Below are 25300 nucleotides of genomic sequence, written 5' to 3'. Positions count from 1 at the left end.
CCTCACCAACGGCATGATGCACTTGGGATAGCTTTTCCAGAGTCGTCATGCCCGGTTTGATCACCATGTCGCAGAAAGAATTGCATCGCCTCGAAGTCGTCCAGAAGATCCGTGATCTACGCCTGAGTGTTGTCCAGGCGGCTGAGCTGCTTGGCCTCAGTCGAAGTCAGGTTCACAGGCTGCTGCAAGCCTATGACCGGGATGGTCCAGCTGGCCTCGTTTCCAAGAAGCGATCGCGTCCGAGCAACCGGCGTCACAGCGAGGATTTCCGTAATACGGCGCTGGACCTGATCCGCGAACGCTATCTGGATTTCGGTCCGACGCTGGCGCGCGAGAAGCTGATCGAACTGCACCGGATCTCTGTTGCCAAGGAGACGCTGCGGCAATGGATGACCGAGGCCGGCATCTGGATCTCGCGCCGGGAACGCAAGAAACGGGTTTTCCAGCCACGCGGCCGGCGCGACTGCTTTGGCGAACTGGTGCAGATCGACGGCTCGCATCACTGGTGGTTCGAGAACCGCGGCCCCAAATGCGCCCTGCTCGTCTACATCGATGACGCCACCGGCAAGCTCTTGCATCTTCGCTTTGCCGGATCGGAAAATACGTTCGACTATCTGCATGCGACGAAGGCTTATCTGCAGCAATGGGGCAAGCCGCTGGCTTTCTATAGCGACAAGCACGGCGTTTTCCGCTCGCTCCATGCGTCGAAGAAAGACCGGACGAGCGGTCTGACGCAGTTCGGCCGGGCGCTTTACGAGCTGAACATCGACATCATCTGTGCCAACACCCCACAGGCCAAAGGCCGTGTGGAACGTGCCAACCAGACGCTGCAGGATCGGCTGGTCAAGGAGATGCGGCTGCGCGGCATCGACACGATCGAGGCCGCCAATGCCTATGCCACTGAGTTCATTATGGATTTCAACACTCGCTTCGGCAAGCAACCACGCAATCCGAAGGACATGCACCGGCCACTGGCCGAGCATGAGAACCTTGATGGCGCCATGTGCCGCAAGGAAGTCCGCACCCTTTCGCAGTCATTGACGCTGCGCTACGACAAGGTGCTGTTCATTCTCGACCCGACCGAGATTTCCAGGCCATTGGCGGGCCAGAAGGTGATCGTCTGCGATTATCCGGACGGCCGGCTCGAGATCATGCACGAGAGCTTTTCCCTGCCCTACAGAACCTTCGACACGTTGCGCTCGGTGCATCGTGCGGAGGTTGTCGATAACAAGCGGCTGGACGACATGCTGTCAATTGTCGCCGAGATGCAAGCTGGACGCGAAGAGAAACGGAGCGGCCCGCGCCGAACAGGTCAGACAAACCATATGTTTGGCATACGCGATGGCAGCGTCGGTAATGGTTATCAGAAACGTGGGCGCAAGCCGGGACGCAGGACCGATTTCATGAACGATCCGGAGGTCATTGCCAGACGTGAGAAGGCGCTGGCGCGAATAGAAGCTGGGAAATGAGGTTGACCAACGCGGGCATTATATACTGGAGAGCCCGAACATTTTTCGTATACTCACTCCATGAAAGAAGAGCTAATCTTTGAGTTATGGCTTGATCCCGAACCTGATGGCCAAATGCTCCCTGGGCTTTGCCAAGCTGGCCCTATGGGGGACGGATTTCGATCACTTCTCAACGAAGGGGCAATTCGCGTCGGGACTTTGAGTGGGCACAGCCATTTTGACGTGATGACCAGATATTGGAAATATCAAGGGTGGGGCGAATACAAGACGGAGCATTCTGAGGATTACCAGCCGTTCCCGGAACAATGGCTCCATATCCAACGCTCTCATTTGAGCACCGCTGAGGCGGTGATCTCGGAGGAAAGCTAAAGCCCGAAGAGGCGTTCCCTTATCCGCCCCCGATCTGCCCTTGCAACCCTGACCAGCCGGTCAGATCGGGGGCTTGGCGCTGCGTCCTTCATCAAGAAGTGTCGCATTTCTATCTGGCCACCGGTGTCGCATCTCTACCCAGCATTGATACGACATATAGCCGGGATGGGTTCTAGTTTGAAGTGCGACTTGCAAATGATAACAATGAGTTATCCAATGCCAGAAGCCTTCATACAACACGCCTACTCGCACATAGATCTAGATGAACGTCGTAAAATAGCACACTGGTGCACTGCAAACTTCATTGTTGGCGTTCTCGTAAGGAAACGGCAACAATACAAATTGATGCTACCAGCTAAAGAAGGTTCCCAACTTTAGCTGCAAAACTATTGCTAATTCACGGCAGGTAAATTTCCTTTCAGAAAGAATTGGCGCTTAGATACAAAACCGATTTATGTCATTCATGTTAAAGTGCTCATAAATGAACCGGATTGGCCTAACCATGAGCATTTTGTTCACTACACGGAGAGGATGGGTTTCATGGGTAAAATTTCGATTGCGCTAGTTGCAATGCTAATCATTACAGGCTGTACGACTACTGAGAAGGACGTCAGTATTGGCACCGTCGCGGGTGCTGCTATTGGAGGAATTGCCGGTGGTGGTCGTGGTGCACTGATTGGTGCGGGCGCTGGCGCTATTAGTGGTTTGCTGGTTCGCAACCTGCGTAACGGTAAATGTGAATACCGCGATCGCCGTGGACGGATCTATACAGCTCGCTGCCGATAATAAAATTGCTATGCAGGACTTATCCGCCCTGCCTAGCACACTAGATCTCAGAAAAGAATACAGCGCTTTCAGTTTAGATATTCGACAAAAAAAGCATCATTCTGCTTCGTTATTGTTAAGTTTTTGTCCGACGTCGATACGGTTGCCGTCCGGGTCTTCAAAAACAAACGCCCGCAAACCGTAGTCTTTGTCTTGCAGACCTTTTATGATCCTCATGCCATGACGCTTACAAATTGCGTACATAGCATCGACGTCTTTCACCAGCATGTGAGCAATGTTGAAATTCGCGGCTTTGTGATCTTTTTGCAGTGAGAGGTGTAATTCACCTTCGTCGCGCTTCAGGATCATGAAACCCACCGGGTTTCCGTTTTCAAAGACTTTTTTGAAGCCTAATGCGCCGCAGTAAAATTGACAGGCCGCATCCATTTCTTTGACCGGAATCATAACCGCAATTCGGCCAAAACCGACACTCTGATTAGCGATATCGTTCATCGCATAACCTCTTCTTCTTGCGAAGACACAATTCCCAGTCAGACGGTGCTGCTGAAAGAAATGCGCTTCAGTGTTTTTATGAGAAGGACGGTGCCAACAACGTTATATTTATCCTGAAATCATTGCGTTGGGAATAGCTTCGGCCATGTTGCGCTGGCTTGGTTTGATTGAAATCATTCCTTGGAACGGTTTTGCGATGTAATTCCACATTGCCGATCTAAGACCAAAGCATGCGTGTAATCGCAGTCAGCATGCGCTATTACCTGCATGCGCTGACTCCGGCTACCATGCTCATATTAGTTGCGCGTACTGGAGAGCGTTGTTTCCGGCCTAAAGCCGGTCTGCAAGGAAGGTAGATTACATGTTGGAAGCACGTATCAGGAACGCGTCTCTGCGTGACAAGATTATCACTGCGGAAGAAGCCGCAAGCCTGATCAAAGATGGCATGATTGTCGGCATGAGCGGATTTACACGCGCAGGTGATGCCAAAGCCGTTCCACTCGCAATGGCTGCACGTGCAGCGAGCGATCCGTTTCAGATTACCCTGATTACCGGCGCCTCTCTGGGCCACGATGTCGATAAGCTGCTGACGCAAGCTCATGTGCTGGCCCGCCGTATGCCTTTTCAGGTGGATCGTACTTTGCGCGCAGCGATCAATCGCGGCGAAGTCATGTTCATCGATCAACACCTGTCTGAAACTGTCGAGCAGCTGCGTTCCAACCAGATTGGTCCCATTGATTACGCTGTCGTCGAGGCACTTGCTATCACCGAAAATGGTGGGATCATTCCCACAACGTCCATCGGCAACTCGGCAAGTTTTGCTATTCTTGCCGAGAAAGTCATTGTTGAAGTCAATCTGAACCAGCCATTGGCGCTTGAAGGATTGCACGACATCTATATTCCGACCAAGCGCCCTTCCCGCGATCCAATCCCGGTTATAGCCTGCGACAGCCGTGTTGGTCTTCCATACATCCCGATTCCGCCGGAGAAGATTGCCGGTATCGTCATCACACAGGAAAATGATAGCGCTTCAACTGTAGAGCCTGCGGATGGTGAGACGATTGCGATTGCTTCACACCTCATCCAGTTCCTCTTGAACGAAGTCGAGGCAGGTCGTCTTGATCTGACACTCAATCCTTTACAGGCGGGCATCGGTACAATTGCCAATGCGGTTCTCAATGGCTTTGCAGATAGCCCGTTCTATAATCTTCGCATGTATAGTGAAGTGCTGCAGGACAGCACCTTTGATCTTTTTGATGCGGGAAAACTCGATTATGCTTCTGGTTCATCGATCACATTGAGCCCTGCCTGTGGCGAACGCGTCTTCAACAACATTGACCGCTATCGCGACAAGCTGATCCTACGTCCACAGGAGATTAGCAATCATCCTGAGGTCATTCGCCGTCTTGGTATTATCGGTATCAATACTGCTCTTGAGTTCGATATCTATGGGAATGTAAATTCGACCCATGTCGATGGCACGCATATGATGAACGGCATCGGCGGTTCGGGTGATTTTGCACGTAACGCTTATATTTCGATTTTCGTGAGTAAATCAGAAGCCAAAAACGGTGCTATATCGTCGATCGTTCCGATGGTGACGCATGTCGATCATACCGAACACGACGTAGATATTCTGGTAACCGAACAAGGTCTGGCAGATCTTCGTGGTCTTGCGCCTCGTGAACGGGCAAAGCTTGTTATAAACAATTGTGCTCATCCGGATTATCGCGATCAGCTTAATGATTATTTCGATCGTGCTTGCAGCCGAGGTGGGCACACCCCTCACCTCCTTGAAGAAGCATTCAGCTGGCATAGCCGACGCCAACAAACAGGGTCTATGCTGAAATAGCGCATAGTTTCAAATCACAAACCTAAAGCATGTCGCGCTCAAATGGATCCATTTGAGCTCCCGCGAACATGCGACATTTAATAGAATCTAGAGCGAGCGCCATGGGTGCGATTAAGCGCGACACGCTCTAGTAAACAGTGGCGTAAGCCGACGTTTTGCTTTGTAAATTATTGGAACCTTATTCTCATTGGAACGTTAACCGGCACATCATTTTCAAACTGAAGATGATTGAGATCAGGGATGTGTGGGGCCAAGGAATATTCCTCGCTTCCCATGATTACCAAGTTCAGTTCGGCGTTGCGAAGGAACCGCGGCCGAATGAGTATAGAAAAGCCGTTCCGGGAAGGGTCCGACTGCCTATGTCCATCCTCATCAGTCTGCTGATAACAATTCTGGTTATCTTTCTCGTTCTGTATCTCATCAATATGCTGCCACTCGATGGGAAAGTGAAACAGATCGCTCAGGTGATCGTCATCATCATCGGTATCATATCGCTCCTGAAATATCTCGCAGTCTTCTAGTGATCTGATTCCGACATTTGCAAGACTCGGCTACAAGCATCGGACAAATGTCGGAATCAAAACGACCACTAGTAAGTTTATAAATCTAGTGGATTCTTCGAATTTGACGTTTGATACAGTGTGAATATCGGTCGGGATTCAAACGTCAAATTCAATCCACCAGTCGCCCGACGATATAGCGTAATGAACATTGAGGGACGCTCTAGGGGCGTCCTTCTGTTGTTTGGGTGTTGTTACGTTTTAACATTGTACATTAGTAACATGTTAAAAATTACAATCTCTGTTATTTCTTTTAAAGATAGTTGTCGTTCAGCTAATCTATGGGTAATATATTCGCGACGCTCTACTTTAGATTGTGTCAATAATGGCACGCATATATAAAAAATTGCATCCGTGCAGGCGCGCGTCTTTCTTCGCCAAAGCATTCCTCTTATAAGGCCCACAAAGATCAGGTCTGTTCATAGAGGGTTCAGAGACAGGCATTTAAAACATCTTCGTCGGGGTTGGGGAGTTCGGTATGAAGGCGGCTTTATGGAAGGCAACGTTGATAACGTTGTCTGTAGTCCTGTTTTCCGTCGGGACCAGCCTGACCGTCGGATTTTTCTCGGGCGGCATGCCTGGGATTATCGCCATTAGTCTCAGCGTCGTGATACCGACCATAACGGCCTTCCCTTCGCTTCTTTATATCTTTTTGCAGCATAGCAAGCTCAGCGATGCCTATATGCAACTTGAAAAAGCCCACACCGAATTACAAGCCCGCTCTCGCGTCGATCACATGACCGGATTGCTAAATCGTGAAGCGCTGTTTGGTGCTATGAAAATCAGCCGTTCGCGCATTGAGAGCGGAACACTTCTCGTTATCGATGCCGATCACTTCAAGGCGATAAACGACACGTTCGGGCACAGCGTCGGCGACCGTGCACTCAAGCTGATTGCCTTTGCACTTCAGAATGTTACCCGGAAAGGTGATCTGGTGGGGCGTATTGGTGGTGAGGAATTCTGCGTGTTTCTTCCTGGCGCCACTGGTGAAACAGGAATGCGGGTGGCACAGCGAATTCGCGCAGAAGTAGAAAATACGCCATTCCATGCCACGGAGTATCAAATTTATCCGCTGACGATCAGCATCGGCGTGGCATCTGCTCCTAAGAATGAAACCAATTCCCAAGTGCTAAGCCGCGCCGACCGGTGTCTTTATATGGCGAAGCAGCGCGGACGAAATTGTGTTGTTTTCGACGAGGAAAGTGGGCGTATCACCAGTGCGTCTGTGGTTTCGATTACCAATGGCCGTGAAGTGGCAAGAGGCTAAAGCATTTTGAGCAAAATTTTGAAGCGGTTCTAACGACTACGCTTTGGCAGGAGCTGCTCCAATTGTACCGGTCCAAATTATTCCCAGGGTTTGACTTCTTCCTCGGACCAGCCAACGGGCACAAAACCCATTTTCTGATATAGCTGTAACGCGCGCGGGCTATCGAGCGTATTGGTATGAATGGCCACTTTTTGCGGGCTGTGCGACCAGGCGGTTGAAATGGCTTCACTAAAGAAGAATTTACCAACTCCCCGTCCCTGATAATCAGGAACCAGCCCGAAATAGAGAATTTCAGCGGTTACTGGCAAGGCCGAGAGATCGAGTTCCAGCAATCCGGCCGGGTTGCCGTCCGCATAGAGGACGTGGATCTCAGTGGTTTCTGCATGAATGGCCTCAGCCACTTCTGCATCGCTTTGCACGCGCCGCATCATCCAGTGATGTTGGCGCCCTACTCTTTCATATAGATAACGATAAAAATGCACTGGCATTTCGGTCGAGCGCATAATTGCGAGGCGCAAACCAGAGGGAACCGGAACCGACAGCGCTGGGCGCGCTGTCATTTCCAGATGAGTTACTCTGGCCGTCAATTTTTCCGTCATGCTTATTCTGCTTCGCCGGTCACGACAGGCGTATCCTGCCTGCTGCCCCACTCGCTCCAGGAACCATCATAAAGCCGATTGTCTTCATGACCAAGGGATGTCAGCGCAAGAGTGATGACTGCAGCCGTTACACCCGATCCGCAGCTCGTTACGACTGGCTTTTTAAGATCGACACCAGCATTGGCGAAAATTTCGCGCAGGCTATCGAGGCTTTTCAGTTCGCCATTCTCCGACAGAGTACCTACTGACACATTCCGCGCACCGGGCATGTGCCCCGAACGCATACCTTCACGTGGTTCGGCATCGCGGCCTGTGAAGCGGCCTGCAGCACGCGCATCGGCTATCTGGGAGCTACGTCCATCAACGATTTTGCTCATTTCTGCAAAATTGACAACCTTCGCATCATTGAATGAAGGCGTGAAAAGCGTAGCTGCAATTTTTGTTGCTTCATCGGTTACAGGAAAGTTTGCTGCCTTCCAGCCATCAAAACCGCCATCAAGCACCAGAACATTCTTCACACCCATGACGCGGAACATCCACCACACACGCGGTGCTGAGAACATGCCCGGACCGTCATAAACGACCACAGTTTCATCGGCGGTTATGCCCATGGAACCCACATGGCGCGCAAAAAGCTCAGGCGACGGCAAGGTGTGTGGCAGCCCCGACTCTTTGTCGGCAATCAAATCCTGATCAAAGAAAACAGCACCGGGAATGTGACGGGCATCATATTCGTCTCGCCCGTTACGCCCTGCCGCAGGCAAATACCAGGAGGCATCCACGATCGCGAGACCTGGTTCGCCCAGTCTGGCCTTCAGATCATCGCGGGAGATAACAAATGCACTTTTGTTCGACATGATTGCTCCTGAATTCAGAACAGCTCCAGTTAAGACTGAACCGTTGGAACTGCTCTATCTATTTGTTTTTACGTACTATCCGACGTAAAACCGCTTCGCACTTTTGGCTCAAATGCTTTAAGCCTGCGGTGCATTGCCAAATCGAATACGGAAGCGGCGATTTTCCTTGCCCTTCTTTTCGATCTTGCCGATGTGGATTTCACCCACTTCCTGCGTTTCAGAAACGTGTGTGCCACCGCAAGGTTGCGAGTCGACACTGCCATTTTCACCGATGACAACCAGACGAAGGCGTCCTGCACCGACGGGAGGGCGCACATTCTTCGATTTGACGATATCAGGATTGGCCAGAAATTCTTCGTCGCTTATCCAGTGCAGACTGATCGGATCATTGGCTTTCACCATTTCCATCAGTTTCTCTGTTACGAACTCTTTGGTGTAGCTTGCATCCGGCAGATCAAAATCGACACGGCTTTCCTCTTCACCGACCGATGCGCCGGTAATCGGAAATGGACAAGCAACGGACAGCAGATGACAGGCTGTATGCATGCGCATCAGCTTATGTCGGCGATCCCAGTTAATGTTCAGAGCAAGCTTTTCGCCGATAGCCGGCCCAGTCTGCCCGTCTACTGGAATATGGATGATTTCGCTTTTGCTTTCGCCTGTGACAGTCGCCGCAATTTCAATGCGTGAGCCATCGGTGCGCTCAAAAAAACCGGTATCGCCCGGCTGACCACCAGAAGTCGCATAGAAATTGGTCTTATCGAGAATAATTCCGCCCGTTTCGGTCAGGGCAACGACTGAACCCTCCGCGGTTTTAAGATATGCATCTTCGCGGAACAGAGCTTCAGTCTCATATGCCATGATTATCCCTCGTACGGTATGTCGATCTCGGTTTTCGCTTCCAACCAGCCCGGCACCGGTAAATCTTTGCCACGCAGGAAAGTCGGATTGAACAGCTTGGACTGGTAACGATTACCATAGTCGCACAGCACGGTCACGATGGTGTGGCCCGGCCCGAGATCTTTTGCAAGGCGGATTGCACCAGCAATATTGATGCCTGATGAGCCACCGAGGCAAAGCCCCTCCTCCTCGACCAGGTCAAATAGGATATCGAGTGCTTCGGCATCGGAAACGCGATAGGAAAAGTCTGGTGAGAAACCATCCAGATTGGCCGTTATGCGCCCTTGTCCGATGCCTTCAGTGATGGAATCACCTTCGGATTTCAGCTCACCTGTCGTGTAAAACGAATGAAGTGCAGCGCCGTGCGGATCAGCAAGAGCGATTTTGATGCTCGTATTCTTCTCTTTTAGCCCGAAAGCTGTGCCTGCAAGCGTGCCACCGGAACCGACAGCCGATACAAAGCCATCAACCTTACCGCCGGTATCATGCCAGATTTCCTGCGCAGTGGTTTCGACATGCGCCAAGCGATTGGCGATATTGTCGAACTGATTGGCCCATATGGCACCATTCGGCTCGGTTTTGGCGAGCTGTTCTGCAAGGCGACCTGAGAGGCGCACGTAGTTGTTGGGATTGCGATAAGGAGCGGCGGGAACTTCGATCAGTTCCGCACCCAGAAGGCGCAAAGCGTCCTTCTTTTCCTGACTTTGCGTTTCCGGGATAACGATCACCGTTCGGTAGCCTAGCGCCTTGGCAACCATTGTAAGACCAATGCCTGTATTGCCCGCAGTGCCTTCGACGATTACGCCACCGAGCTTTAAAAGCCCGCGTTTCTCAGCATCGCGGATAATGTAAAGCGCCGCACGATCCTTAACCGATTGGCCGGGATTCAGAAATTCAGCTTTGCCGTAGATTTCGCAACCAGTGACTTCTGAAGCTTTCTTCAAACGGATCAGTGGCGTGTTGCCGATAGCGTCGAGTACCGAATTGAGCATAGCTTCTATCCCCTATGGTTGAGAGGAAACTATGAGGAAGCATGCTTATCTTCAAGCAAGTCTGAAATAATTTTCCATCAAGTTTTGCAACTGCAAACTCATAAACATGCCCATAACGAAAAAACCGCCCCGTTAAGGGCGGTTTTAAAGAAAAGTCGTACTTAGAGCGGTTGAAATTTCTCTAAATCAGGGAAAACGCTCCAACTATTTGTTCTTGAGCGCATCTTGTCCGAAAACCGATTCACACTTTTCGGGATGCGCTCTAAAAATTAAGCTACGCGCTGGCCACCACCGCCATCGCGACGCTTGCGATGGAATGGACGTTTTGGCTTTGCAGCGCCTTCACCAGCGGCTGGCTTGGCAGCAGGATTTGCACGATGTTCACCGGACTTTTGCGCCATCTTGCTTGCTGGACGACGGTGCTTCTGCGGCACGCTATGCGAACCGGGTCTGCGGTTCTGCTGTGGCTTCTGGTCGTCGTCAGCTCTTGCTGCCGGTGCTGGTGCAAGCTTAACCGGAGCTTCCTTGATCGTCAGCTTGTTACGCGTGACGCGTTCAACAGCACGGAGCTTCGAATCTTCCGTTGCCTGATCGTAAAGCGTGATCGAAGCGCCGCTTGCGCCGTTACGGCCAGTACGACCAATACGGTGCACATAGGTTTCCGGTTCGTCTGGCAGGTCGTAATTGACGACATGGCTGATACCCGGAACGTCGATGCCGCGTGCTGCAATGTCGGTTGCAACCAGAATGCGCAATGAGCCATCGCGGAAGCCATTCAGCGCACGCTGGCGGGCATTCTGCGATTTGTTGCCGTGAATAGCTGCAACATTAAAACCATCGCGTTCCAGATGGCGAACAACAGCATCGGCACCATGTTTGGTGCGTGTGAAGACGATAACCGACTTCAGAGTCTGATCCGACAACAGACCTGAGAGAAGACGACGCTTGTCCTTGGTAGGCACCGGATGCACGACCTGCGTGATTTCAGCAGCAGTTGTACCCTGTGGTGCAACTTCAACCCGTACAGGATCGCGCAGAAGGCTCTGTGCGAGCGTTGCGATTTCCTTTGGCATGGTTGCCGAGAACAGAGCTGTCTGGCGGTTCTTATGCGTGCCTTTGGCAATGCGCTTCACATCATTGATGAAGCCCATGTCGAGCATGCGGTCGGCTTCATCGAGAACCAGCCAGCGGGTTTCTGACAGATCAACGCAATTTTCGCGTACGAGATCTGTCAAACGGCCTGGCGTTGCGATGAGAACGTCAACGCCGCCCTGCATACGCTTGATCTGGCTCAGTCGCGACACACCGCCGAGAATAAGTGCAGTTGAAACATGCGCCTGCTTGGCAACCGTGCGGATCGTTTCTTCGATCTGCACAGCGAGTTCGCGTGTCGGTGCAAGGATCAGCGCGCGCGCAGTCTTGCCTTTGCGCTTGTCGCCAAGTGCAATGATCTTCTGGAGAATAGGCAGGCTGAATGCAGCGGTTTTGCCCGAGCCGGTCTGAGCAATACCCAGAATATCGCGGCCTTCCAGCTGATGCGGAATGGCCTGTGTCTGAATAGGCTTTGGTTCGGTCATGCCAGCGGCTTCAACGCCCTTAAGCAAAACGCCCGTGACACCCAGAGCGGCAAAGCCGCCGGTGTTTTCGCCAATAGTTTCGATAGTCAATTCAATCTCTTTCGGCGGCACCGCTTAATAGCAGTCCGCTCTAAAATTTCGGACAAGCGCAACTTGCCGAAGGGGAATTTTGTGATGATACGACGGGACGCCGGAAAACACCGGTCGACTTGCGCTGCCGTGCCCGAAACCAGCCGGGTCTCCCCTGCTCTCAGACCATTCTGATTGCAAGAGGCGAGACGCAACGAGTCCGATTCCGGGAGAGCTGAAATAGTTCAGCCCATGCGCCTAGGCCGCCATATGGGGTGCTTTTCCCAAAAAAGCAAATGATTTCTGTTTGAACACCAATCAGATGATGAAATCAGCAAGCACCTGATTGTCTGTAATATCCTGATAAGCCCAGCCTGCTTCTGCAAACTTCTTTTCCAAAATCTTGAAGTTGCCAGCGTCTTTGGTTTCGATGCCAATCAGCACTGAACCAAAATTGCGCGCAGACTTTTTCAAATATTCAAAGCGTGCAACGTCATCTTCAGGGCCAAGCAGATCGAGGAACGAACGAAGCGCACCCGGACGCTGCGGGAAGCGGAAAATGAAGTATTTCTTCAGGCCTTCATAGCGAAGTGCCCGTTCTTTAACATCTGGCAGGCGTTCAAAATCAAAATTTCCGCCCGACACGACAATGACAATACGCTTGCCTTTGAGTTCGCTTTTCTTGAAATCCTTCAGTGCATCAATTCCGAGCGCACCAGCAGGCTCCAGCACAACACCCTCGATGTTGAGCATCTCGATGATCGTTGAACACAAACGGTTTTCCGGAACTGTAATGACAACGTTTTTATCGAACTCTTTGAGAAGCTTGAAGTTTTCTTTTCCAAGTTCTGCAACAGCTGCACCATCGACGAAATTATCGACCTCAGTAAGCTTGATCCGTTTGCCAGCTTCAAGACTGCCTTTCAGGCTAGCCGCACCCTGTGGTTCGACAAAGCGATAGGCAGTCTTCCAGCCAAGCGCTGAAAAATATTGGGTTACGCCTGCAGACAGGCCCCCGCCACCAACGGGCAAAAATACAAAATCCGGCTTCTTATTGTCTGGCAGCTGTCGTTCGATTTCGAGTGCTACAGTCGCCTGCCCTTCGATGATGCCTGTATGGTCGAAGGGCGGCACCATCACGCCCTTTTGGGCTTCAGCAAACTCTTGCGAGGCCGCATAGCAGACATCGAAAATATCGCCGATAAGCTTGATTTCGATAAACTCCGCACCGAATGCGCGGGTTTTGTCGATTTTCTGCTGTGGCGTTGTGACAGGCATGAAAACCACGCCCTTGCGGCCAAAATGGCGGCAGGCAAAGGCAAAGCCTTGCGCATGGTTGCCGGCCGAGGCGCATACGAACACAGCTTTTTCATCAGCTGTCTTTACGGCACGCGAAATGAAGTTGAAAGCTCCACGTATCTTATAGGAACGGACAGGTGTGAGGTCTTCGCGCTTGAGCCAAATTTCCGCACCGTACTTTCGCGAAAGATAGTCATTGAGCTGCAAAGGCGTCTCTGGAAAGAGCGCACGCATTGCACTTTCAGCTTGAGCTACGGCTTTAACGAAGGCGGTCATTGTTCAGCTTTCTGCATTTCCTGCGGTATTTGCGCATGGCTACATGGCTTTAACGCTGCAAACAAGCTTGAAACGCAAAACATGAGTAAAATGGTAGTGTTTTATACTCAAATGTATATACCGATAGGAATGGTGGTGCGGTCGGCGGGACTTGAACCCGCAAGCCTAAAAGGCGACGGATTTTAAGTCCGTTGCGTATACCAATTTCGCCACGACCGCAGCATGAGAGTTTGTATGTCATGATTTGTGAAGCAAATTCAAGCCGTTTCCAGCACTTGTAACAACTGGTTTTGATGACAGTGGAAATTTATGAAAGAGCGTTCCCGAAAAATTCAACAAATCGCTGGCAACGAATTCGGCTCAAATAAGTTATTGCAAAACGAATAATCGCGCATCTCGCCTTGCAAGAGGATTCCAGCTTGAAACGCAGAGAAAATCAGTTGCAGCATGTGTCTGCCGGGGATTAACTGTGAAGACACAGAATGGAGTCTGGGCATGACGAATACCCCGCAGCGAGCCGTTACGGCTGCAATGCTTGCAATTGGCGATGAACTTCTCTCAGGACGCACGAAAGATAAGAATATTGGACATCTGGCTGATGTGCTGACTGCTGCTGGCATTGATCTCAAAGAAGTTCGCATTGTTCCAGACGATGAAGACGCCATAGTTACGGCTCTTAATGCTTTGCGCCCCGGTTTCGATTATGTTTTCACATCAGGCGGCATTGGCCCAACCCACGACGACATAACTGCAGACGCGGTGTCACGCGCTTTTGAAGTGCCTTGCATTTATGATGAAAAGGCAATGGAAATGCTTGCCGCGAATTACGCCAAGCGTGAGCTGGAGTTCACCGATTCACGCAAGCGTATGGCTCGCATGCCGCAAGGCTCCGAACATATTGATAACCCTGTCTCGACAGCCCCCGGTTTTCATATCGGCAATGTCTATGTCATGGCTGGCGTACCTTCGGTATTTCAGGCGATGCTCGATAATGTTCTGCCGACGCTTAAAACAGGGCGCAAACTTTTGTCGAAGGCTGTTCCCTGCCCGTTTGGCGAAGGCGTCATTGGTGCGCCGCTTACGGCGATCCAGAAGGAAAATCCTGAAACGATCATTGGTTCTTATCCGAAATTCGAGAACGGTAGATTTAGCACCGAGCTGGTTGTTCGGGGCAGCGATGAGACAAAAATCGATCTTGCTGTAAGTGCAATCGAAGCGATGATCATCACCTTGCAAACGCAGGGAGCAGCCTGAATTAAAGCGGAGATCATTGAGCAGCTCTAACTATCTGTTTCTAGGCATTATCCAATGCAAAACCGCGAAACACTTTTGCCGGAAATGCTCTATATGATAAAATGGAAATATAGCCGGAAGGAGAACTGATATGTCCTACAAGACGGTGGTCGCCTATTCCCGCAGTGAAGCCGAGTTGAAGCGGGTTTTGTCTGCAGTTGCGCTTTTGATGCGCAGAATGCCTGACATGCACGTCATCGGACTTTACTCTGTTCCCTCTCCTGTTGTGTATGCCGATCCCAACGGATTCATTGATCCGGGCATGTTTGAGCTGCATGACAAGCAGCATAAGGAAATATCGGAGCGTCTAAAGCACCTTTTCGAAGAAGAGATGCGTCGTCAGGGTGCCAATCACGAATTTCGCGTTACCCGTTCCGAAACAGGGACCGCAGCTGATGGTGTTCTGACGTCATGTCTGGGTGCGGAATTGCTCGTGGCGGGTCAACCTGACCCAGACGATCCCGCAACCAACGATGAAACTGCTGATACACTGGTGTTTAACTCCAGCTGTCCAGTATTGTTGGTGCCCTATGCACCAGTTCACACGATGGAGGCGCTGGATCGCATCGTTGTGGCGTTTAATGGCAAGCGTGAGGCGGCGCGTGCGACTTTTGATGCTCTCCCTCTGATGAAGCATGCAAGGCGGACTGAAATTATCTGGGTCGATCCGCCAGAACGCGAAGGCGAAGACGAAGCACTTGCTGGAAGCGAGCTTGCTGAGGCTCTGTCGCGTCATGGGCTGGACATCAGTATAACTCCGCTTCCGTCGCATAATCGTTATGCACAGGATGTGGTGCGTGAGCATATTATTGCAGAACGTGCAGACCTTTTAGTCATGGGGGCTTATAGCCACTCCAGGCTCCGTGAACTCGTTTTTGGTGGCGTGACCCGTGCGATGCTTAATGATTTGCCGATCCTGACGCTTTTTTCGCGTTAAATCATTTTCTCGAAACGTCGGCCTGTTCCCGCAGGCCGACGTTTAGTTTCCAGCAATTATTTAGTTCAATTTTAGTTATTAGCGGGGGCTGCGATCACACGCCGCTCTTGCAAGATAGGCTTATTTGCGGTTATCAGCATTTCCCGGCGCTGAAATTGCCGGGCGGAAAGCCTTTCTATACTTGTGCTGCATGCATTTAGAGTGCTGTGCGCGCATGAAGGAAAGCTGCAGATCCAGACAGTTCAGCGCGACTGGCAACAGCCATCGCGCATTTTTGGTTTGACAGGTCCGGAGTGAAACTCCCGGATTTTCCATGGAGCGTTTCGATGTCGTTGCCCGATAAAGCCTTTCCCGTTTCCTGGGATCAGTTCCACCGTGATGCCCGCGCCCTCGCCTGGCGCATCGCCGATATGGACCGCGAATGGCGTGCCATTGTCGCGATCACGCGTGGTGGATTGGTCCCAGCCGCTATTGTTTGCCGCGAGCTCGGCATCCGTTTGATCGAAACGGTCTGCGTTGCATCTTATCATGATTATACATCGCAGGGCGAGATGGAGGTTCTCAAGGGAATCAGTGCTCCACTTCTCGAAAATGATGGTGAAGGCGTGATTGTCGTCGATGATCTGACGGACACAGGCAAGACCGCGGCTATCGTCCGCGAAATGATGCCAAAGGCGCATTTTGCGACTGTTTATGCGAAGCCAAAGGGCCGCCCGCTTGTCGATACATTCGTGACCGAAGTTTCGCAGGATACCTGGATTTATTTCCCATGGGATATGGGCTTTACCTATCAGGAACCAATTGCTGGCGGAAAACGCGGGTAAACGAAAACAAATGAAAGCGGATTGCGGTGGTAAAACCGCCGCAATCACACTATATTGAAAGTCTGCCGAAATCAGATGGAGGCGGAGTGCACGGTATTGATTTGAAGCCGTGCGACCGTTAATTTCAGCAAGCCCTTAAAAATAAAAGCATTTTTCGCTTTTTATTGTGAGGCGTTGTCGAACAAATTCATTGTCATTTTGGCGAATCAATCCATTCTGTTTGGAAAATGGTGGGACTTTCGCAGTGAAAACACAGGCCAAAAAATTTGTTGCAACGGAAAAGCGTATTCTGACGCCTTCCGGTCGTTTGCAGCAAGTTGCGGCACTTGTGTACCGCTACGAAGCGCAGGAATTGCAGGTTCTTGTCATTACCAGTCGCGGAACCGGCCGTTGGGTGATCCCTAAGGGATGGCCTCAAGTCGGTCGCACGCTGGCAGAAACAGCTGCTCGTGAGGCGTTCGAGGAAGCTGGCATACGCGGCGAGATAACATCTCAGCCTATTGGTAGCTTCGATTACTGCAAGAATGATCTACCGCCGGAATGCATCAACCAGTTTACGGTTGCTGTCTACGCCCTGCACTTTGCTGAGCGCGCTAAAGACTGGCCGGAACGTGATCAACGTGTTTGCGAGTGGGTTTCGCCGCGTGAGGCGGCTGAACGGGTGGATGAAGTTGATCTTAAGCGCATTCTGCTGGATTTTGATGGTTCGCGTATGGCCATTGCCGCTGAATAATACTCGCTATGCGGGGCTTGGACCGCTCTAATGATTATTCCAGACTATTCCCAAAACATATATTGGCGTTCCGGTGAGGTGTTTCTTACAGCGGTTCCAGTTAAGACTGAACCGCTGTAACTATTTATTTTGACGCATTATCCTACGCAAAACCGCTTCGCACTTTTTTGCGGGAAATGCTTTAAAACCAGAAAATAGAGCGCCGATTTGTTTCAATCAGACCGAAACTCGCTCCAGTGTTGCGGATCAGCATGTGTCTCGCAATAAACCGCGCTGTCTTTCATATAACTGTCATTCTCCCCGTTATCCACATTTCCTCGCAAAGCTTTCTCACAATATCTAGCGTCTGCCGCCTTATAGTAAACCAATGCTTGACGCTCATGGCCGAGTCGTTTTTTATGAAAGTGTCGTTGCGTAAGTAGCGTGGCCGAGCGTAAAGATTCAGTCGGTCTTTTCTTCAAATTTGTCGAGTTCAGAGCGGGCGTTGCGTCGAAGAGACGTGTATCGCGCGAGATTTTTTGCGTCGGAAATTCAGGACGTTAGCTCTGCAATAGGAATGAGTTTTGTTGGTGTCGATGTCGTATTAATACTAGATTTAGTATTTCCAATCATGATAACATACCAGATAGTGAAAACTTATCCGCAAGCTCATACAAGTTTGAATAAGCTGGCCAAATGGCTGGAATGTCAGACATGCCTCTCTCGAGGTATTATGTCTGAGTGAATTTTCGGGGAGCATACGCTCCTCAACCTGATTGCCCTCCCGCATGGGAGGACGTTCGAAACAAATATGCGAGACACATACCGTGGCTGGCGCGCCGGGGCTGAAATTTATCAGTCCAGCTACTATATATAGAACGTTTGGATGGGACAGATGAAGATCGAACGCCGTTTCACAAAAGAAAACCAGTCGGCCTATGCGGAGATCGAATTCCGCACGGCGACGAGTGAGATCAAGAATCCCGATGGCTCTGTCGTATTTCGCCTTGAGAACATCAATGTTCCGGCGCAGTTCAGTCAGGTGGCTGCAGACATTCTTGCCCAGAAATATTTCCGCAAAGCCGGTGTCCCTGCCCGTCTGAAAAAGGTTGAAGAGAACGATGTTCCATCGTGGCTCTGGCGCTCTGTTCCGGATGAAGGCGCCCTGACCAAGCTTCCTGAGAATGAGCGTTTCGGTTCTGAAATGGATGCGTGTCAGGTTTTCGACCGCCTGGCCGGCACCTGGACCTATTGGGGCTGGAAGGGCGGTTATTTCAATTCCGAAGAAGATGCGAACGCTTTCCGCGACGAGCTCGCTTATATGCTCGCAACGCAGCGTGTGGCACCAAACAGCCCGCAATGGTTCAATACGGGTCTGCATTGGGCCTATGGTATCGACGGTCCTGGTCAGGGCCACTTCTATGTTGACTGGCAGACCGGCAAGCTGACGAAATCGAAGTCCGCTTACGAACATCCGCAGCCGCATGCCTGCTTCATTCAGTCGGTTGGCGATGACCTCGTCAATGAAGGTGGCATCATGGACCTCTGGGTTCGTGAAGCGCGCCTCTTCAAATATGGCTCCGGCACGGGTTCCAATTTCTCCCATCTGCGTGGCGAGGGCGAAAAGCTTTCAGGCGGCGGGAAGTCGTCGGGTCTTATGAGCTTCCTCAAGATCGGCGACCGCGCAGCGGGCGCGATCAAATCAGGCGGCACAACCCGCCGCGCCGCCAAGATGGTGGTTGTTGATGTCGACCATCCTGATATTGAAGACTATATCGACTGGAAGGTGAAGGAAGAGCAGAAGGTTGCTGCCCTCGTAACCGGTTCCAAGATCGTCAAGCAGCATCTGGCTGCGATCATGAAGGCTTGTGTCAATTGCGAAGCCGACAATGACGACTGCTTTGATGCTTCTAAGAACCCGGCTCTCAAGCGCGAAATCAAGGCTGCAAAGAAGAATCAGGTTCCTGAAAACTATGTGAAGCGTGTTATTCAGTTCGCGCGTCAGGGTTATACGGATATTCAGTTCAAGACCTACGACACAGACTGGGATTCAGAAGCCTATCTGACTGTTTCAGGCCAGAACTCGAACAACTCGGTATCGCTCAAGGATGAGTTCCTGCGCGCCGTTGAAAATGACAGCGATTGGAACCTGACCGCACGTCGCGATGGCCGCGTCATGAAGACCCTCAAGGCGCGCGATCTTTGGGAAAAGATTGGTTATGCCGCCTGGGCTTCGGCTGATCCGGGGCTTCACTTCAACACCACGATGAACGATTGGCACACCTGCCCTGCGGCTGGTCCAATCCGTGCGTCCAATCCGTGCTCGGAATATATGTTCCTTGATGACACGGCTTGTAATCTGGCGTCAATCAACCTGCTGACCTATCGCAACAAGGACGGCTCGTTCGATATTGCAGCGTATGAACACACTGCACGTCTCTGGACAATGGTTCTCGAAATTTCGGTGATGATGGCGCAGTTTCCTTCCAAGGAAATTGCTCGTCTCTCTTACGAATACCGCACGCTCGGCCTTGGCTATGCCAATATCGGCGGTTTGCTGATGACGTCTGGTATTCCTTACGACTCCGATGAAGGTCGTGCGATCTGCGGTGCCCTCACCGCTATCATGACTGGTGTGGCCTATGCCACTTCGGCTGAAATGGCCAAGGAACTGGGAACCTTCCCGAGTTATGAGCCAAATGCAGAAAGCATGCTGCGCGTCATTCGCAATCACCGCCGCGCCGCCTATGGCGAGAACGACGGTTATGAAGGCCTTGCTGTTAATCCGGTTGGCTTGATTGCTGAAGATTGTCCTGATCAGAACATGATCGCTCATGCACGCGCTGCATGGGACAAGGCGCTGGAACTTGGACAGCAACACGGCTACCGCAATGCACAGGCAACTGTTATCGCGCCAACTGGCACCATCGGCCTTGTCATGGATTGCGATACCACTGGTATTGAACCTGACTTTGCACTGGTGAAGTTCAAGAAGCTTGCTGGCGGCGGTTACTTCAAGATCATCAATCGTGCAGTTCCTGAAGCGCTACGCACGCTCGGCTATTCGGAAAGCCAGATTGCTGAAATCGAAGCTTATGCAGTTGGTCACGGCAACCTTAATCAGGCACCGGGCGTCAATCCTTCGACACTGAAGGCCAAGGGCTTTACTGACGAAAAGATTGAGACACTCAACGCAGCCCTCAAAAGTGCGTTCGACATCAAGTTCGCTTTCAATAAGTGGACGCTTGGCGAAGATTTCTGCAAGGACGTGTTGAAGCTTACCGATGAGCAGCTCAATGATTTCTCGTTTGAAATGCTTCCGGCACTCGGTTTTGCGAAGAAGGAAATCGAAGCAGCAAACGTTCATGTTTGCGGTGCGATGACGCTTGAAGGTGCCCCTTTCCTCAAGCAAGAGCATTATGCTGTGTTTGATTGCGCCAATCCTTGCGGCAAGATCGGCAAGCGCTATCTTTCGGTTGAAAGCCACATCTGGATGATGGCCGCAGCACAGCCGTTCATTTCCGGTGCGATCTCGAAGACGATCAACATGCCGAATGAAGCGACTGTTGAAGACTGCAAGAGCGCTTACATGCTCTCGTGGAAGCTCGCGCTCAAGGCCAATGCACTTTATCGCGACGGCTCCAAGCTTTCACAGCCGCTCAATGCATCGCTTATCGCTGACGACGAGGACGAAGATGATGCGGTTGAAGCACTGATCGAAGCACCTGCAGCTGCTCGTGCTGTTCAGATCACAGAGCGCGTTGTTGAAAAGGTTATCGAAAAAATCGTTCACGAGCGTGACAAGCTGCCGAACCGTCGTCAGGGTTATACGCAGAAGGCCGTTGTTGGTGGCCACAAGGTTTACCTGCGCACCGGTGAGTTTGGTGACGGTCGTCTTGGCGAAATCTTCATCGATATGCATAAGGAAGGCGCCGCTTTCCGTGCAATGATGAACAATTTTGCTATCGCCGTATCGCTCGGTCTTCAATATGGCGTGCCGCTCGAAGAATATGTCGAGGCATTTACCTTCACGAAGTTTGAGCCTGCTGGCATGGTCATCGGCAACGACGCGATCAAGACGGCAACGTCGATCATCGACTATGTCTTCCGCGAACTGGCTGTATCCTATCTTGGCCGAAACGATCTCGCTCATGTCGATACGAGTGATTTCTCCAACACGGCGCTTGGTAAGGGCATCCAGGAAGGTAAGACCAACCTCGTTTCAACTGGCTGGACGCGTGGCTACAAGCCGACCTTGGTATCAAACACTCAGCCGGGAAATGAATCGAAGGGGTCGGTTACATCTGCGCCACAAGGTTCGAATGTGACGACGTTGAAGTCCTCTTCTCCTCGCGCGGGCACTGTTGGTCTGGTGACAGACGGTGCAACGGCATTCAAGCGTGAGTTTGAAGAGCAGCCAACCCCAGCGGCCCAGCCAGAAAATCAGGCAGCGACTGAGCTGTTTTCTGACAAGGCGGCAGCTGATGCGGCATCTGCTCGAGCTGAAACGACAAACGCGGCCAAGAAGATTGAAGCTGATCGCCGTATTAAATCGATGATGCAGGGCTATACGGGTGACAGCTGCACGGAGTGCCAGAACTTCACAATGGTTCGTAACGGCACTTGCCTCAAGTGTGATACATGTGGTGCTACAAGTGGCTGCAGTTAATCTTCATTTAGATTAAATATAAAAGGCAGGCCGGGTAAAACCGGCCTGTTTTGTTTCTATAGTATATTCTTTGCTGATTTATATCTCTCATCAATATCCCAATTTTTCATAAAATTTATAAAAATTTCGGAACTCAATGCACATCTCTACGTTCAACTAATGCAACCGAGCGTATAAAGGAGATGGTTATGCTTAGAACAACACTTCTGACAACGACGTGTGCACTGTTTATCGGTGGATCAGCTTTTGCACAGACTGCAACTCCGGCGCCGACAGAAGCAGCGCCTGCAGCAGCAGAGCTTCCAGTTTCATCTCAGAACATGTTTGGCAGTCCGCCTTCTGAAGGTACCGATAAGGTTGGCTTTGTTGAGCCGAAGGATGGACAACTCCTTGTATCAAGCTTTATCGGTCAAACCGTTTATGAGAGCGACGCAGCCGATGCTGCCTCTGTTGGCAAGCTCAACGATTTGATCACCAGCCCTGAAGGTGAAATTCAGGCAGCCGTGATTGGTGTCGGTGGCTTCCTTGGTGTCGGCGAGAAGGACGTTGCCGTGAGCCCTGATCAGTTGCAGCTTGCAACGCGAAGCGACGGCAAAAAGTGGTTGGTTATCAAGGCCACGAAGGAGCAGCTGACCGAGGCACCGACTTTTGATCGTTCGGCACTCTTTGCCGACGGTGTAGCGGATAAAGCCGCAACAGGTGAGACAGAGACTCCGGCGACTGACGCGTCGACGGCTGATCCTGCTCCAGCGCCAGCAACACCTGCTCCTGCGCAGTAAAGCTATATCCTTGAATACTGTATGGGTAAAAGTCCTGGCCTCTGGCCGGGGCTTTTATTTGAAATGAGGTACAAAGGTTGATTTCAGAAGTTCATCCAATTACCACTGTTTCACAATCACCAGATCATTTGGTTTAGCTCGTTCGGGAAAATCTATTGTCGGAATTCTTTATTGCCCATCCCTGGGCGCAGACGGTTGCGTCACTTGGCGGTCTTTTTCTTGCGGCGTTTGTCGCAAACTTCCTTATCAAAGCGATACTATTGAAGGTTCTAGATAGGATCGTTCAACGAACACCTTTCGGTCAGGACGAAGAACTCAAGAAAAACGGCGTGATTGGGCATCTGGCCAATATCGTTCCTGCGTTGATCATTTCGTCGGGCATCGCAGCTGTACCTGAATTGCCTCAAACTGCGCTGACGGTAATCAGCAATGTAGCGACTGCATTTATTATTCTGACGCTGGCTTTCACGGTAAGCGCTGTTCTGAGTGTGGTTGATACGCTTTATAGCCGCCGGGAAGAGTCTAAAGACCGACCGATCAAGGGCTATATTCAGGTTAGCAAGCTCGTAATCTACATTATTGCGATCGTGTTGATCATCGCGACGCTTCTTGATCGATCGCCTGTGATCCTGCTGTCTGGTGTGGGTGCCATGGCTGCGGTTCTTATTCTAGTGTTTCAGGATACGCTGCTCTCACTGGTTGCCAGTATGCAGATTGCTTCATCGAACATGGTTCGCGTCGGAGATTGGATTGAGATGAAAAATCTCGACGCCAATGGCGATGTGGTCGAGATCGCACTTTATACGGTGAAGGTACAGAACTTCGATAAGACAATCACTACTATTCCCATCCGTAAACTCATCACCGAGCCGATGAAAAACTATCGCGGAATGCAGCAGTCTGGTGGCCGACGTATCAAACGAGCGTTGTTTATCGATCAGGCGACCATACGCTTTCTAAGCGAAGGTGAACTTCAAAGCCTTACTTCCATCGATCAGCTCACAGGCTACCTGTCGAAGAAGGAAAAGGAAATTGCCGACTGGAATGCGAAGCTTGGCGACAAGGCAAAGAACCCGGTCAATACACGTCGCTTCACCAATATTGGCACGTTCCGCGCTTATGTAGAGACCTATCTGCGGAACCATCCCGGCGTTCACAAGGGCATGACCCTACTCGTGCGCCAGATGGACCCGACGCCGGCTGGTTTGCCGCTCGAAATCTACTGTTTCACCAATACGACCGTCTGGGCATCTTACGAACAGATCCAGTCCGATATTTTCGACCATCTCTATGCAGTGATGCCGGAATTCGGCCTCTATCCGTTCCAGAATCCAAGCGGCGGCGATTTCCGCAAGCTCAGTCTTGCGGATTTGCCTGCAGTCACTGCAAAGCCTTGATGATAGCGGCCTGAAGTTCGGGAACCTTGTAACCCGTGCGCGACGGTGTGAGACCAAGGCGAATGATGGCCAGGTTCATCGAAGGTACAATGATCAGGCTCTGGCCATCATGGCCCGACATCCAGAAGGCATCTGCCGGGATGCCTTCTGTACCCGCTTGAATTCCAGCGCTTTGCAGCCATGTCTGAGCCGCTCCGTAACGCCCCTGCGATGCTGGGGCTGGCGTCTGCATCAGGCGGACAAAATCCTCGCTCAAGAGCTGCTTGTCGCCGACTTTGCCCTTATCAAGCAGAAGGCGGGCGATGGAGAGCCAGTCACGCGCATTGGCATAAAGATAAGATGAGCCAACGAAGATACCGCTCGCATCCGCTTCCAGTGTAGCACTTGCAATACCCAATGGTTCAAAGAGCACTTTCTGCGCGTAGTTAAATGCTTCTTCAGGCGTGTCGAAGCTTTCCATATAGAGCTTTGACAGGATGTTCGCCGTGCCGCTCGAATAGTTGAACTTCGTTCCAGGTTGCGCTTCAAGCGGTAAAGAGGCAGCAAATTCTGTCATATTATTTTCGAGGAAAAGCATACGTGTTACGTCGGTAACGTTGCCATAGTCTTCATCGAATTTAAGGCCGCTCTGCATCCCAAGAAGATCGGCAAGCTTGATCTTCGAACGGTCGTCACCTTCCCACTCTGGCAGAAGATGGTCGCGCTGAAGGTCCATTTTGGCTTCCGAAATGCGCATACCAATCAGTGTTGCCATAACGGATTTCGTCATGGACCAGCCCAAGAGAGGCGTATCGGCATCAAAGCCCTGCGCATAAGTTTCGGCGACGATCTGGCCGTCTTTCAGCACAGCGACGGCACGCATACCGGGGCCTGCAAATGCCGGGTTTTCGATGATGCTTTGAACTGCCGGGTTGATATTGATGTCGGCTATGAGAGCGGCCGCATCCATGGGCGTTGTCAGTTGAGGACGCAGATCGGTACCATGTACGTTGGCGCAGCCAAGGCCCGGGCGATAGACGGCCTTGTTTGGCGCGAAGAAGCCAAAGATATGTGCAGTTACTGTTTCGCTGGCGTTATCGACCGAAACATCGACAAACTTCAGAAGCGGGTGGCCGGGCGCCTGCACATCAAGTGCAAGCACTTCCTGCGGGTTGCGGTTTGCCAGAAACACATTGGAGCAGACGATTTTTGCGGCATAGCCGGTGCCGACTTTAAGAAGCTCCGGTGGCCGAAAGCCGAGCCATAAGACGACACCCAGCAGGCTTAAGAGGACAATGGAACCGGCAATCTTCAAAAAGCGTATCATATTCCCTCCCATGAGCCTG

General features: G+C 51.3%; 19 protein-coding genes, 1 tRNA gene and 1 pseudogene. 12 read left to right on the top strand and 9 right to left on the bottom strand.

Translation table 11 applies throughout. The features are described from left to right. The first annotated feature begins 47 nt into the window (after nucleotides 1-47). Together CES85_RS14910 and CES85_RS14900 are read left to right on the top strand one after the other, a co-directional pair. Nucleotides 48-1469: an ISNCY family transposase gene (locus CES85_RS14910; protein WP_095446674.1), complete on the top strand. Its 1422-nt coding sequence runs from the start codon at nucleotides 48-50 to the stop codon at nucleotides 1467-1469. A gap of 909 nt (nucleotides 1470-2378) precedes the next feature. Continuing rightward, nucleotides 2379-2624, top strand: coding sequence for a YMGG-like glycine zipper-containing protein (locus CES85_RS14900; RefSeq protein WP_095447905.1), 246 nt, complete (start codon nucleotides 2379-2381; stop codon nucleotides 2622-2624). Between the two features lie 96 nt (nucleotides 2625-2720). On the opposite strand, the gene CES85_RS14895 is transcribed toward CES85_RS14900, so the two are convergent. Continuing rightward, nucleotides 2721-3116 carry a VOC family protein gene (locus CES85_RS14895; RefSeq protein ID WP_095446673.1) on the bottom strand — a complete coding sequence of 132 codons (396 nt, stop codon included), beginning with the start codon at nucleotides 3114-3116 and terminating at the stop codon, nucleotides 2721-2723. A 361-nt stretch (nucleotides 3117-3477) separates the two neighbouring features. Between CES85_RS14895 and scpC the strand changes: the two genes are divergently transcribed. The 3 genes from scpC to CES85_RS14880 all read left to right on the top strand — a co-directional run bounded on the left by scpC (nucleotide 3478) and on the right by CES85_RS14880 (nucleotide 6795). Further along, nucleotides 3478-4968, top strand: a complete 1491-nt coding sequence (gene scpC, locus CES85_RS14890; protein ID WP_095446672.1) for a succinyl-CoA:acetate CoA-transferase ScpC — start codon at nucleotides 3478-3480, stop codon at nucleotides 4966-4968. A 359-nt stretch (nucleotides 4969-5327) separates the two neighbouring features. Continuing rightward, nucleotides 5328-5489: a Thivi_2564 family membrane protein gene (locus CES85_RS14885; protein ID WP_094539610.1), complete on the top strand. Its 162-nt coding sequence runs from the start codon at nucleotides 5328-5330 to the stop codon at nucleotides 5487-5489. 517 nt (nucleotides 5490-6006) lie between these two features. Further along, nucleotides 6007-6795, top strand: a complete 789-nt coding sequence (locus CES85_RS14880) for a GGDEF domain-containing protein (protein ID WP_095446671.1) — start codon at nucleotides 6007-6009, stop codon at nucleotides 6793-6795. A 77-nt stretch (nucleotides 6796-6872) separates the two neighbouring features. On the opposite strand, the gene CES85_RS14875 is transcribed toward CES85_RS14880, so the two are convergent. From CES85_RS14875 to CES85_RS14845, 7 genes and pseudogenes are all read right to left on the bottom strand, one after another. Beyond that, nucleotides 6873-7394, bottom strand: coding sequence for a GNAT family N-acetyltransferase (locus CES85_RS14875; protein WP_095446670.1), 522 nt, complete (start codon nucleotides 7392-7394; stop codon nucleotides 6873-6875). Between the two features lie 2 nt (nucleotides 7395-7396). Continuing rightward, entirely contained in the window at nucleotides 7397-8251 is an 855-nt protein-coding gene (gene sseA, locus CES85_RS14870) for a 3-mercaptopyruvate sulfurtransferase (RefSeq protein ID WP_095446669.1), read from the bottom strand. A gap of 117 nt (nucleotides 8252-8368) precedes the next feature. Beyond that, nucleotides 8369-9112 carry an alanyl-tRNA editing protein gene (locus tag CES85_RS14865; protein WP_095446668.1) on the bottom strand — a complete coding sequence of 248 codons (744 nt, stop codon included), beginning with the start codon at nucleotides 9110-9112 and terminating at the stop codon, nucleotides 8369-8371. Between the two features lie 2 nt (nucleotides 9113-9114). Then, entirely contained in the window at nucleotides 9115-10143 is a 1029-nt protein-coding gene (locus CES85_RS14860; protein WP_095446667.1) for a cysteine synthase A, read from the bottom strand. Between the two features lie 269 nt (nucleotides 10144-10412). Beyond that, nucleotides 10413-12038, bottom strand: a pseudogene (locus CES85_RS14855) (DEAD/DEAH box helicase). 69 nt (nucleotides 12039-12107) lie between these two features. Beyond that, entirely contained in the window at nucleotides 12108-13364 is a 1257-nt protein-coding gene (gene ilvA / locus CES85_RS14850; RefSeq protein ID WP_095446665.1) for a threonine ammonia-lyase IlvA, read from the bottom strand. 133 nt (nucleotides 13365-13497) lie between these two features. After that, nucleotides 13498-13583 (bottom strand) — tRNA-Leu (locus CES85_RS14845). A 276-nt stretch (nucleotides 13584-13859) separates the two neighbouring features. On the opposite strand from CES85_RS14845, the gene CES85_RS14840 reads away from it, so the two are divergent. From CES85_RS14840 to CES85_RS14805, 7 genes are all read left to right on the top strand, one after another. Continuing rightward, nucleotides 13860-14618, top strand: a complete 759-nt coding sequence (locus CES85_RS14840) for a competence/damage-inducible protein A (protein ID WP_095446664.1) — start codon at nucleotides 13860-13862, stop codon at nucleotides 14616-14618. A 130-nt stretch (nucleotides 14619-14748) separates the two neighbouring features. Beyond that, nucleotides 14749-15594: a universal stress protein gene (locus CES85_RS14835; protein WP_095446663.1), complete on the top strand. Its 846-nt coding sequence runs from the start codon at nucleotides 14749-14751 to the stop codon at nucleotides 15592-15594. 326 nt (nucleotides 15595-15920) lie between these two features. Beyond that, nucleotides 15921-16418: a xanthine phosphoribosyltransferase gene (gpt, locus tag CES85_RS14825; protein ID WP_095446661.1), complete on the top strand. Its 498-nt coding sequence runs from the start codon at nucleotides 15921-15923 to the stop codon at nucleotides 16416-16418. A 244-nt stretch (nucleotides 16419-16662) separates the two neighbouring features. After that, entirely contained in the window at nucleotides 16663-17151 is a 489-nt protein-coding gene (locus CES85_RS14820; RefSeq protein ID WP_095446660.1) for an NUDIX hydrolase, read from the top strand. 874 nt (nucleotides 17152-18025) lie between these two features. Next, on the top strand, nucleotides 18026-21799 hold the full coding sequence (locus tag CES85_RS14815; protein WP_095447904.1) for a vitamin B12-dependent ribonucleotide reductase: 3774 nt from the start codon (nucleotides 18026-18028) through the stop codon (nucleotides 21797-21799). A gap of 188 nt (nucleotides 21800-21987) precedes the next feature. After that, nucleotides 21988-22578, top strand: a complete 591-nt coding sequence (locus tag CES85_RS14810) for a PRC-barrel domain-containing protein (protein ID WP_095446659.1) — start codon at nucleotides 21988-21990, stop codon at nucleotides 22576-22578. A 155-nt stretch (nucleotides 22579-22733) separates the two neighbouring features. Then, the gene (locus tag CES85_RS14805; RefSeq protein WP_095446658.1) at nucleotides 22734-23975 is read left to right on the top strand and encodes a mechanosensitive ion channel family protein; all 1242 of its coding nucleotides are present in this window, start codon (nucleotides 22734-22736) and stop codon (nucleotides 23973-23975) included. Here the strand turns inward: CES85_RS14805 and CES85_RS14800 are convergent. Then, nucleotides 23959-25281, bottom strand: a complete 1323-nt coding sequence (locus CES85_RS14800) for a serine hydrolase domain-containing protein (RefSeq protein WP_095446657.1) — start codon at nucleotides 25279-25281, stop codon at nucleotides 23959-23961. The two genes, CES85_RS14805 and CES85_RS14800, sit on opposite strands and share 17 nt — an antisense overlap. Between the last annotated feature and the right edge of the window lie 19 nt (nucleotides 25282-25300).

Origin of the sequence: Ochrobactrum quorumnocens (genome assembly GCF_002278035.1) — a bacterium.
Lineage (GTDB): Bacteria > Pseudomonadota > Alphaproteobacteria > Rhizobiales > Rhizobiaceae > Brucella > Brucella quorumnocens.
Note: the sequence above shows the minus strand (reverse complement) of the source record. Positions and strands in the feature narration are given on the sequence as shown.

Excerpts from the sequence above, each read along its gene's own strand:
- CES85_RS14910 (WP_095446674.1), top strand. The coding sequence starts at position 48 with ATGCCCGGTTTGATCACCATGTCGCAGAAAGAATTGCATCGCCTCGAA.
- CES85_RS14900 (WP_095447905.1), top strand. The coding sequence starts at position 2,379 with ATGGGTAAAATTTCGATTGCGCTAGTTGCAATGCTAATCATTACAGGC.
- CES85_RS14895 (WP_095446673.1), bottom strand. The coding sequence starts at position 3,116 with ATGAACGATATCGCTAATCAGAGTGTCGGTTTTGGCCGAATTGCGGTT.
- scpC (WP_095446672.1), top strand. The coding sequence starts at position 3,478 with ATGTTGGAAGCACGTATCAGGAACGCGTCTCTGCGTGACAAGATTATC.
- CES85_RS14885 (WP_094539610.1), top strand. The coding sequence starts at position 5,328 with ATGTCCATCCTCATCAGTCTGCTGATAACAATTCTGGTTATCTTTCTC.
- CES85_RS14880 (WP_095446671.1), top strand. The coding sequence starts at position 6,007 with ATGAAGGCGGCTTTATGGAAGGCAACGTTGATAACGTTGTCTGTAGTC.
- CES85_RS14875 (WP_095446670.1), bottom strand. The coding sequence starts at position 7,394 with ATGACGGAAAAATTGACGGCCAGAGTAACTCATCTGGAAATGACAGCG.
- sseA (WP_095446669.1), bottom strand. The coding sequence starts at position 8,251 with ATGTCGAACAAAAGTGCATTTGTTATCTCCCGCGATGATCTGAAGGCC.
- CES85_RS14865 (WP_095446668.1), bottom strand. The coding sequence starts at position 9,112 with ATGGCATATGAGACTGAAGCTCTGTTCCGCGAAGATGCATATCTTAAA.
- CES85_RS14860 (WP_095446667.1), bottom strand. The coding sequence starts at position 10,143 with ATGCTCAATTCGGTACTCGACGCTATCGGCAACACGCCACTGATCCGT.
- ilvA (WP_095446665.1), bottom strand. The coding sequence starts at position 13,364 with ATGACCGCCTTCGTTAAAGCCGTAGCTCAAGCTGAAAGTGCAATGCGT.
- CES85_RS14840 (WP_095446664.1), top strand. The coding sequence starts at position 13,860 with ATGACGAATACCCCGCAGCGAGCCGTTACGGCTGCAATGCTTGCAATT.
- CES85_RS14835 (WP_095446663.1), top strand. The coding sequence starts at position 14,749 with ATGTCCTACAAGACGGTGGTCGCCTATTCCCGCAGTGAAGCCGAGTTG.
- gpt (WP_095446661.1), top strand. The coding sequence starts at position 15,921 with ATGTCGTTGCCCGATAAAGCCTTTCCCGTTTCCTGGGATCAGTTCCAC.
- CES85_RS14815 (WP_095447904.1), top strand. The coding sequence starts at position 18,026 with ATGAAGATCGAACGCCGTTTCACAAAAGAAAACCAGTCGGCCTATGCG.
- CES85_RS14810 (WP_095446659.1), top strand. The coding sequence starts at position 21,988 with ATGCTTAGAACAACACTTCTGACAACGACGTGTGCACTGTTTATCGGT.
- CES85_RS14800 (WP_095446657.1), bottom strand. The coding sequence starts at position 25,281 with ATGATACGCTTTTTGAAGATTGCCGGTTCCATTGTCCTCTTAAGCCTG.